The 2,232-nt window shown below is 74.1% G+C and carries 3 protein-coding genes and 1 pseudogene; all 4 read left to right on the plus strand.

Annotated elements, in window-relative coordinates; translation table 11 throughout:
• The coding region (locus DKL51_RS32845; RefSeq protein ID WP_311768102.1) for a sigma factor-like helix-turn-helix DNA-binding protein at positions 1 to 261 on the plus strand (261 nt) is incomplete at its 5' end.
• Between the two features lie 31 nt (positions 262 to 292).
• The gene (locus DKL51_RS32850; RefSeq protein ID WP_109942901.1) at positions 293 to 817 is read left to right on the plus strand and encodes a MauE/DoxX family redox-associated membrane protein; all 525 of its coding nucleotides are present in this window, start codon (positions 293 to 295) and stop codon (positions 815 to 817) included.
• Positions 810 to 1,526: a DsbA family protein gene (locus DKL51_RS32855; protein ID WP_109942900.1), complete on the plus strand. Its 717-nt coding sequence runs from the start codon at positions 810 to 812 to the stop codon at positions 1,524 to 1,526. The genes DKL51_RS32850 and DKL51_RS32855 overlap by 8 nt, the downstream gene beginning before the upstream one ends.
• Positions 1,523 to 2,232: pseudogene (locus DKL51_RS32860) on the plus strand (hypothetical protein); the annotation flags it as partial. The gene DKL51_RS32855 and the pseudogene DKL51_RS32860, both read left to right, overlap by 4 nt.

Here is a 2,232-nt window from a genome sequence, read left to right on the forward strand (position 1 = left end):
CGGCGCACCACCGTCCGCAGGCTCGACGAACGGCTCGCCGCCGAGGCCGCGGCCGACCGGCCGTACCCCGACCCGGCCGGCCACCTGGTCCGTCGCCTCCCCACCGAGCGGCGCGGCGCGTTCGTGCTCACCCAACTGCTCGGCCTGTCCTACGCCGAGGCCGCCGCCGTGGAGGGGGTGCCGGTGGGCACCATCCGCTCCCGGGTGGCCCGGGCCCGCTGCGACCTGGTCGAGGCGGTCGGCGATGCCCTCACCGGCTGACGCGGAACTTTTCTCGGATACGGGACGACCAATGACCGTGACTGCACCGAGCAACCGGGCCGCCCGCTGGCCCACCCTCCGGCCCTGGCTCGGCACCGCCGCCCGGCTCGGCCTGGCCGCCGTCTGGCTGATCGCCGGCGCCACCAAGGTCGGTGACCTGGCCGCCTCCGGCCGGGCAGTCAACGCCTACCAGGTCATGCCGTACGAGCTGGCGACGGTGATCGGCGCGGCGCTGCCCTTCGTGGAGCTGGCGCTCGGCGTACTGCTGCTCGTCGGGCTGGCCACCCGACTCGCCGCCGGCTTCTCCGCGGCGCTGCTGCTGGTCTTCATCACCGGCATCGCCTCGGCCTGGAGCCGCGGACTGGCCATCGACTGCGGGTGCTTCGGCAGCGGCGGCCAGCTCGCCGCCGGGCAGGCCCCGAGCTACCTCCCGGAGATCCTCCGGGACCTGGGATTCCTGGCGCTGGCCGGATTCCTGCTGATCTGGCCCCGCACCCCCGTCTCGGTGGACGGCTGGCTGGCGGGCGAACCACCCGTGGAGGGCGAGGATGAGTAGTCGCAAGGAGCAGAAGACCGCGGCGCGGGTGGTCCGCGAGCAGATCGCCCGGGAGCGGCGGCGCAAGCGGACGCTCTGGACGACCATCGCCGCGGTGGCGGTGCTGGTGATCGCCGGCCTCATCGGGTGGAGTGTCTTCTCCAGCCAGCGGGCCAAGGAGTTCACCGCGCCGCCCGGTGCCAACGGCCCGGGCACCGGCATCGTGATCGGCGACGGACCGGTCACCATCGACCTGTACGAGGACTACCTCTGCCCGGTCTGCAAGCAGTTCCAGCAGACCAGCGGCTCGACGATCAACCAACTGGTCAGCGACGGCAAGGCCAAGGTGGTCTTCCACCCGGTGGCCTTCCTCAACCGCTTCTCCACCACCGAGTACTCCACCCGCTCGTCGGCCGCCGCCGGCTGCGCCGCCAAGGGCGGCAAGTTCAAGGAGTTCACCGACGCGCTCTTCGAGCGGCAGCCTGCGGAGGGCAGCGCCGGGCTGAGCAACGACGAGCTGATCGACATCGGGGCTGGCGTCGGGCTGAACCGGGACGACTTCGGCTCCTGCGTGAAGGACGGCACGTACAAGCCGTGGACCGAGCACGTGACCGACGACGCCAGCAAGGCCGGCGTCACCGGAACGCCGACCATCCGGGTCAACGGCAAGGACGTCGAGGACCGCTCCCCCGAGGGGATCAAGGCCGCGGTGGAGGCGGCCGGCAAGTGATCCCGGCACTGCTCCGACGGGCGGGGCTGGTCGTCACCGCCGCGCTCGTCGCCCTCCTCGCCCTGGCCGGGCCGGCCTTCGCGCACGGTGCCGACGCCCCGGACGGCACCGACTACCGCACCGAGGTGACCGGCCTGACCCCGGCCCGGAGCGGGCTGACCGTCCGGACCGTCGAGGCGGGAGCCCGGCTGGAGCTGATCAACCGCAGCGGGCGCGACGTCGAGGTGCTGGGCTACTCCGGGGAGCCGTACCTGCGGGTCGGGCCGAACGGGGTGTACGAGAACACCCGCTCCCCCGCGACGTACCTGAACCGGACCATCTCCGGCGACACCCAGCTCCCGCCCGAGGCCGACCCGGCGGCCACCCCGGTCTGGCAGCGGATCTCCGGCGGGCAGTCGGTGCGCTGGCACGACCAGCGGGCACTGTGGCTGGAGTCCGCCCCGCCCGCGCAGGTGGCCGCCGACCCGGAACGCCGGCACCGGGTCCGGGACTGGGTGGTGCCGCTGCGCGACGGCGACGCGACGGTCGAGGTCCGGGGCACCCTGGACTGGATGCCGCCGCCGGACGCGTACCCGTGGTGGGTCGCCGCGACGCTCGGCTTCCTCGCCATCGGGGCGGCCGGGCTGGCCCCGGCCGGCACCCGGGCGCTGCGGGGGGTGGGCGTGCTGCTCGCGCTCGGCGGGGCGGCCGCGGTGGCGTTCACCGT

Origin of the sequence: Micromonospora globispora (assembly GCF_003857015.1) — a bacterium.
GTDB lineage: Bacteria > Actinomycetota > Actinomycetes > Mycobacteriales > Micromonosporaceae > Micromonospora > Micromonospora globispora.